The sequence below is a fragment of the Streptomyces sp. NPDC085927 genome, assembly GCF_044540975.1.
Classification (GTDB): Bacteria; Actinomycetota; Actinomycetes; order Streptomycetales; family Streptomycetaceae; genus Streptomyces; species Streptomyces hirsutus.
This window is the reverse complement of the sequence record NZ_JBITSN010000004.1, coordinates 582,582-590,022: the sequence shown is the minus strand read 5'-3', so window position 1 is coordinate 590,022 and position 7,441 is coordinate 582,582. Positions and strand designations below refer to the sequence as shown.

General features: G+C 71.7%; 6 protein-coding genes. 5 read left to right on the top strand and 1 reads right to left on the bottom strand.

Annotated elements, in window-relative coordinates; translation table 11 throughout:
- The 5 genes from ACIF80_RS14585 to ACIF80_RS14565 form a co-directional block, all read left to right on the top strand.
- The coding region (locus ACIF80_RS14585; protein WP_399803900.1) for an alpha-glucosidase C-terminal domain-containing protein at positions 1-323 on the top strand (323 nt) is incomplete at its 5' end.
- A 28-nt stretch (positions 324-351) separates the two neighbouring features.
- Positions 352-1,710, top strand: coding sequence for a maltokinase (locus ACIF80_RS14580; protein ID WP_399803897.1), 1,359 nt, complete (start codon positions 352-354; stop codon positions 1,708-1,710).
- 3 nt (positions 1,711-1,713) lie between these two features.
- Positions 1,714-3,939, top strand: a complete 2,226-nt coding sequence (gene glgB, locus ACIF80_RS14575; protein ID WP_399803895.1) for a 1,4-alpha-glucan branching enzyme — start codon at positions 1,714-1,716, stop codon at positions 3,937-3,939.
- A 298-nt stretch (positions 3,940-4,237) separates the two neighbouring features.
- Positions 4,238-6,142, top strand: coding sequence for an AMP-dependent synthetase/ligase (locus tag ACIF80_RS14570; protein ID WP_399803892.1), 1,905 nt, complete (start codon positions 4,238-4,240; stop codon positions 6,140-6,142).
- Positions 6,143-6,290: 148 nt separating this feature from the next.
- Entirely contained in the window at positions 6,291-6,725 is a 435-nt protein-coding gene (locus ACIF80_RS14565; RefSeq protein WP_399803890.1) for an ATP-binding protein, read from the top strand.
- Positions 6,726-6,832: 107 nt separating this feature from the next.
- On the opposite strand, the gene ACIF80_RS14560 is transcribed toward ACIF80_RS14565, so the two are convergent.
- Positions 6,833-7,237 (bottom strand): PRC-barrel domain-containing protein, encoded by a 405-nt coding sequence (locus ACIF80_RS14560; protein WP_399803887.1) that lies wholly within the window; start codon positions 7,235-7,237, stop codon positions 6,833-6,835.
- Positions 7,238-7,441: the final 204 nt, after the last annotated feature.

Genomic DNA, 7,441 nt, shown 5'->3' with positions numbered 1-7,441 from the left:
TGATCGAGATCCGCAAGCAGAACCCCGCCTTCGGCCTGGGCACCTACACCGAACTGCCGTCGACGAATCCCGCCGTCCTCGCCTTCCTGCGGGAGCACGAGGACGACCTGGTGCTCTGCGTCAACAACTTCTCCCGCTTCTCCCAGCCCACCGAGCTCGACCTGCGTGAGTTCGACGGACGCCATCCGGTCGAGCTGTTCGGCGGCGTCCGCTTCCCGGCCATCGGTGAACTGCCGTATCTGCTGACCCTGGGAGGCCACGGCTTCTACTGGTTCCGGCTCACCCGAGCCGCGGCCCGCACCCGCATCGGCCGGCGACTGTGACCGTGCGCCGACGAGAGGAGGCGTCACCATGACGAAGACCGCATTCCTGCGCCCGCGAAGCGCGATCGCCGAACCCATGGAGTCGTTCGCCGGGCTGCTGCGCGAGTGGCTGCCGGAGCAGCGCTGGTTCGCCGGCAAGGACCGCCCCGTCACCGACCTCCACGTGCTGTCGATGACGGAGCTGTTCCCCGGCTGTCTGCATCTGCTGGTCCACGCCGGCCACGGCGGCGTGCCCTCTCCCGGGAACACTCCCTGGGCCGGGGACTGCTACCAACTCCTCCTCGGCGTACGGAAGCACCCGTCACCGCGCCTGGGCCGGGCGGTCATCGGCAGGGTGCAGGACGGGCCACTGGCCGGGCGCACGGTCTACGACGCGCTCCACGATCCACGGTCGGCGCAGCTGCTGCTGGAACGACTGCGGCACCCCGGAGTGGTGGGCCCGCTGCGGTTCGAGGGCGACGCGGCCCGGCGGGTGCCCTCCGGGCTGGTGCCGCGGCTGCTGGACGCCGAGCAGTCCAACTCCTCGCTGGTGTACGGCGACGAGTTCATCCTGAAGGTCTTCCGGCGGATCCAGCCCGGGGTCAACCCGGATCTGGAGGTGCCGGGTGCCCTGGCACGGCAGGGCTGCCACCGGGTGCCCGCTCCGGTGGCCTGGCTGCGCACCACCCATCCGTTCAAGGCGACGCTCGGCGTCCTCCAGCCGTTCCTGCGCAACGCCTCCGACGGCTGGACGCTGGCCCTGGAGGCGCTGGCCGCCGGCGACGACTTCACCACGCAGTCGCACGCCCTCGGCCGGGCCACCGCGGACGTGCATCTGGCGCTCGGCGCGGCCTTCCCCGTCGGCGGCCCCGGGGAGAACCGGCTGACGGCGGAGGGGATGACCGAACACCTGACGGCCGCCGCGCACTCCGTACCCGTGCTCCAGCCGTTCGTCCCCGGTCTGAAGGCGGCGTTCTCCGCACTCGCGACCTGCGATCCCGGGCCGCCCGCCCAGCGCATCCACGGCGACCTGCACCTCGGGCAGGTGCTGCGGGCCGGACGCGACTGGTTCGTCATCGACTTCGAGGGCGAGCCGTCCCGGCCGCTCTCCGAACGGCGCAGCGCCCACTCCCCCCTGCGGGACATCGCCGGGATGCTGCGCTCGTTCGACTACGCCGCCCGCCAGCGCCGCCCCTGGCGCCCGGAGTGGGCGCGCCGCTGTCGCGAGGCCTACTGCGCGGGCTACGCGGCCCGCGCCGGCTGGGACCCGCGCAAGAAGCACGGCCTGCTCCGCGCCTATGAGACGGACCGGGCCGTGTACGAGGTGCTGTACGAGGCCCGGCACCGACCCGACTGGCTGCCCGTACCCATGGCGGCGATCGAGCGCCTCGCCGTGAGAGGAGACTGAGCCGTGGCCCTGCACGACACACCGCTTCCCGAGTCGGCCGGGTCCGTCCCGTCCGCCCCGGAGACGTACCGGACCGCACCTGCCCTCGACCCCGTCGACCGGGGGCGCCTGCTGGCGGGTGCCCACCACGATCCGCACGCGCTGCTCGGCGCCCACCCGGTGCCGGACGGCATCGCCTTCCGGGCGCTGCGGCCGTTCGCGCGTACGGTGAGCGTGGTCATCGGCGGCGAGCGCACCCCGCTCGCCTCGGAGGGCGACGGCCTCTTCTCCGGGGTGCTGCCGCTGGACGCGGTCCCCGCGTACACGCTGGCGGTGGCGTACGGCGACGAGGACGCCGCCGAGGTGCACGATCCGTACCGGATGCCGCCCTCGCTCGGCGAACTGGATCTGCATCTGATCGGCGAGGGGCGCCACGAGGAACTGTGGACGGCGCTCGGCGCGCACCCCATGACCCACCAGGGGGTGACCGGCACCCGCTTCACCGTGTGGGCGCCCAACGCACAGGGCGTCCGGGTCGCGGGCGACTTCACCTGCTGGGACGGCACGGCGTTCCCGATGCGCTCGCTCGGCTCGTCCGGCGTGTGGGAGTTGTTCCTGCCGGGGATCGGCGAGGGTGCCCGCTACAAGTTCGAGGTGCACTCCCGGTACGGCGGGCGTGCCCTCAAGGCCGACCCGATGGCGCGCCTCGCGGAGGAACCGCCGAACACCGCGTCGATCGTGACGGCCTCGCACCACACGTGGGACGACGCCGCGTGGATGAAGCGCCGCGCCCAGGTGTCCGTGCACGAGGCGCCGTTCTCGGTGTACGAGGTCCATCTGCCGTCCTGGCGACCGGGGCTGACGTACCGTCAACTGGCGGAGCAGCTGCCCGCCTACGTCAAGGACCTCGGTTTCACCCATGTCGAGCTGATGCCGGTCGCCGAGCATCCCTACGGCCCCTCCTGGGGCTACCAGGTCACCGGTTTCTACGCGCCCACGGCCCGCCTCGGCACCCCGGACGACTTCAAGTACCTGGTCGACGCCCTGCACCGGGCCGGGATCGGGGTGATCATGGACTGGGTGCCGGCGCACTTCCCGAAGGACGACTGGGCGCTGGCCCGGTTCGACGGGGACCCGCTGTACGAACCGGGGGACGACCGGCGGGCGGAGCACCCGGACTGGGGGACGTACACGTTCGACTTCGCCCGGACCGAGGTACGCAACTTCCTGGTCGCCAACGCCGTGTACTGGTGCCAGGAATTCCACATCGACGGGCTGCGCGTGGACGCCGTCGCCTCGATGCTCTACCTGGACTACTCACGGGACTCCGGCGAGTGGGAGCCCAATGTGCACGGCGGCCGGGAGGACCTGGCGGCGGTGGCGTTCCTGCAGGAGATGAACGCGACCGTGTACCGGCGGTGCCCGGGAGTGGTGACGATCGCGGAGGAGTCGACCGCGTGGGGCGGGGTGACCCGGCCCACCGACGCCGGCGGCCTGGGGTTCGGGCTGAAGTGGAACATGGGCTGGATGCACGACTCGCTGCAGTACATGAGCCACGAGCCGGTCCACCGCACGTACCACCACCACGAGATGACGTTCTCGATGGTGTACGCCTACAGCGAGAACTACGTCCTGCCGATCTCCCACGACGAGGTCGTGCACGGCAAGCAGGCCCTCGTGTCGAAGATGCCCGGCGACTGGTGGCAGCGGCGGGCGAACACCCGGGCCTATCTCGGCTTCATGTGGGCCCATCCCGGCAAGCAACTGCTGTTCATGGGCCAGGAGTTCGCACAGGGCGCCGAGTGGTCCGAGGAGCACGGACCGGAGTGGTGGCTGCTGGACGACGCGTACCACTCCGCGGGCGACCACCGCGGTGTACAGGACCTGGTGCGCGACCTCAACGCCCGCTACCGGGCTACGGACGCGCTGTGGCAGCGGGACACCGATCCGGCCGGGTTCCGCTGGGTGTCGGTGGACGCGGCCGAGGACAACGTGCTCGCCTTCCTGCGGTACGACTCCGGGGGCCGGCCGCTGCTCTCGGTGTCGAACTTCTCCCCCGTCGTCCGGCACGGCCACCGGTTCGGGGTGCCCGAGGACGTGGTCGCCTGGCGGGAGGTCCTCAACACGGACGCGGCCCGCTACGGCGGCGGTGACGTCACCAACCCGGGTCCGGTCAAGCCCGAGGACGGCAGTCTCCGGATCACCCTCCCGCCCCTCGCGACGGTGTGGCTGGTGCCGCACGACCTGTGAGGCCCGGCGGGCTCTCCCGCCCCGCCCCGTACCCGCGTCCGGACGGCAACCGGCGCGGGTACGGGGCGTACCGGCGGAATGCCGGGGCGAAAGGCGTGAGGAGGAGCGGGAGAGGAAGCGGGAAGGGGATACGGGCGGAATGTACGGGCAGGACCGGGCTGCCGGGGCGGCGTGATCATCAGTGTGGCCACAGTTCCGGCGATCCGGCCCCGGAGCGCTCGGGCTCGGCTACATTCAGGCACCGCCGATGACTCCGCTCGTCGGCCGAGTCACAGCCCGTACATGTCAGGAGCAGTGCATGCGCGACCTCGCTCTCGCTCCCCAGGCCGCCTCACCCCTGACGGGCGGCCTCGCGGACAGCCTCTTCGAGACGGCGGCCGAGAGCCCGAATCTGCCGATGCTCGCCCGCCGCGCCGATCCGGCCTCCGCGTCCTGGGAGGAGGTCACCGCGCTGGAGTTCCGCGACCAGGTCGTCGACCTGGCCAAGGGACTGGTCGCCTCCGGGCTGTCCCCGGGCAACCGTGTGGCGATCATGGCGCGGACCCGTTACGAGTGGACGGTCCTGTGCTACGCGCTGTGGACCGTGGGCGCCGAGGTCGTCCCCATCTATCCGACCTCGTCGCGGGAGCAGGTGGAGTGGATCCTCAGGGACTCCGGATGCGTCGCCGTGGTGGTCGAGGACGAGCAGGGCGTGATGACCGTCGGGTCCGTGTGCGCCGCGCTGCCGCGGCTGCGGCACGTCTGGCAGCTGGACTCGGGTGCGCTGGACCAGCTGGTGGCGCGCGGCGAGTACATACCGCCGGCCACGGTCGACTCGCTGCGCCGGATCGTGCTCCCGGACTCCACGGCGGTGATCGCCTACACGTCCGGCACCTCGGGGCAGGCGATGGGGTGCGCGCTGAGCCACCGCAACCTGGCCGCCCCCTGCGACACCCTGCTGGAGGGCTGGGCCCATACGGCCGCGGAGCCGGGTGAGCAGGCGGTCGTCCTCGCCTTCCTCCCGTTCTCCCACGTGTACGGGCTGATGATCCAGGGCCTGTGCGTGCGGGGCGGCCTGCTGATGGGTCACGAGCCCGATCTCGGCCCGGAGGCCCTGTCCTCGGCCCTGCGCACCCTGAGGCCCACCTATCTGTACGCGGTCCCCTCGCTGCTGGAGAAGATCTACAAGAACTTTCTGCGCGCCTCGCAGCAGGCGGGCCGCGGGGCCCTGTTCGAGCGGGCCGCCGACACGGCCCGTGACTTCGCCGCCGCCGTGGAACGGCAGCGGCTGGGCCGGGGCTCGGGGCCCGGCTTCGACCTGCGGCTGCAGCACGCGCTGTACGAGCGGACGGTGTACCGCAGGCTGCGGGCCGCGCTGGGCGGCCGGGTGCGCAGGGCCACCTCGGGCGGCTCCACCCTCAGCCGCGATCTGTCCCTCTTCTACGAGGGCATCGGCATCTACGTCCACGACGGCTACGGGCTCACCGAGACCGGCGGCGGAGTGACGATGCAGCCGCTCGGCCGGGAGAAGTCCGGCACCGTCGGGCGGGCGCTGCCGGGCAGCGAGATCCGGGTCGCCGAGGACGGGGAGATCCTGGTGCGCGGGCCGTCGGTGTTCCAGGGCTATGCGGGCGACGAGGCCGCCACCCTGACCGCGCTGGCCGGTGGCTGGCTGGCCACGGGGGACATCGGCCGGCTGGACTCGGAGGGCTATCTGACGATCACCGGCCGCAAGAAGGACATCATCATCACCAGCAGCGGCAAAAGCGTCGCGCCCGCGGCACTGGAGCAGCGGCTGCGGATGCACCCACTCGTCCACCAGGCCGTCGTGGTGGGCGACGACCGGCCCTGTGTGGGGGCACTGATCACGCTGGACCCGGAGTTCCTCACGCACTGGCGCGGGGCGCTCTCGCTGCCGGGCGACGCGCCCACGCGCGAGGCCCGGGAGGAGAACGCGTTGCGTGAGGAGATCGCGAGGGCGGTCACCGCGGCGAACAGCAGTGTGTCGCGTCCGGAGTCGATCCGGGTCTTCCGGGTGCTGCCCGAGCCGTTCGACGTGACCAACGGGCTGCTGACGCCGTCGATGAAGCTGCGCCGGGACGAGATCGTGCGGCGCTACGCCCTGGAGATCGACGCGATGTACCACTCCCGTTCGCGTCCGGAGCGGGAGCCGTTCCCGGAGGAGCCCTCGGTCTGGGACGACTCGGACAACGTCTTCCGCTGACCGCCGGGGGTGACGTGCACGTCACCCCCGGCTCACACGGATACGGGCGCGTAGGGTCCGGCGGCCCGGGAACCCACAGACCAGGAGAACGAAGGAACGCACAGCACAGGAATGACTGGCCCGTGGTAGCCGGGGCAGGGAAGGCGACATGGCATCCGAGCCGCACAGGGACAGGTCACTGGCCGCAGAGAACATCATGGAACGCGTCGTCGGCTTCATCGGGGAGCTGCACGACGTCACCGACGCACGCCTGGTGGCGGAGGAGTTCCTCCTCGACCTGGCCCGCGTCTCTCCGCCGACGGCCCCGGAGCACTGGGACGACATCCTCCTGGTGGTCACGGAACTCGCCGCCAACGCGGTCCAGTACGCGCCGGGACCGTTCCGGCTGCGGCTGCGCAGGACGTTCGACGGGGTGCATGTGGTGATGCACGACACGAGCACCACCGAGCCCGCGCCCCGGCCCTTCAGGCCGAGCCACGGCGGGGGCGGAATCGGCTGGCACCTGATCCACACACTGTGCGATCAGGTCAGCGTGGTCGGCACCGCGGACGGCAAGGACATCCATGTGTTCCTGCCCTGGTGACGGCCGTCCGCCCCGGTGACGCCCGCGCCGGGTTCCGTACGGTGCCGGCCGGTGTCCGGCACGGGGACCACCGGCCGGCGCCCGGTGCGGGAATCACCGGGCGACGGTCATCCGGCCGGGGCGCCGGGAGCGTGCTCGGGCGGGGGCCCGGGCCGCGTCAGCGCCCAGTAGTAGTCGCCGACCGTCGTGAGGTAGCCCGGGTCCATGGTCTCGCTGTCGGTCCTGAACCGGGGCGCGGCCTTCACCTCGGGCCTGGTGCAGGACACGGTGATCTTCCGGTCACCTGTGTCGACGGCGGCGACGACGCCGACCGGTACGAGGAGACTCCGGCCGAACACCCAGACGCCCGTGTCGACGACCAGGTGCCGCATGCCGTGATGGTCGGCCTGCCGGTCCACATGGCCGATGGTGCTGCCGTCGCTCGCGACGACGGTGTATCCCGTGAGGTCCGGATCCTGCCCCTGGGCGGGACCCAGCTCCGGCGCGTATGACCAGATGCTGTCCGTGGGCACGCTGTTCCTCGCCTCCCCTGTGATGACGATCCCGGAGCGGGCGGGACCCGCTCTCCGGCTCCGTCCGTCTCCACAGCAGCCAACTACCCTCCTGGAGCGAGCGCATTCGGCCGGCGAAGACACAAAACCTGCACAGGTCCAGGCCTGTCCCGAAAGTCCCGCCCACCGGACCTGCACGCACGGACCGGCATGACGTGGTGATCC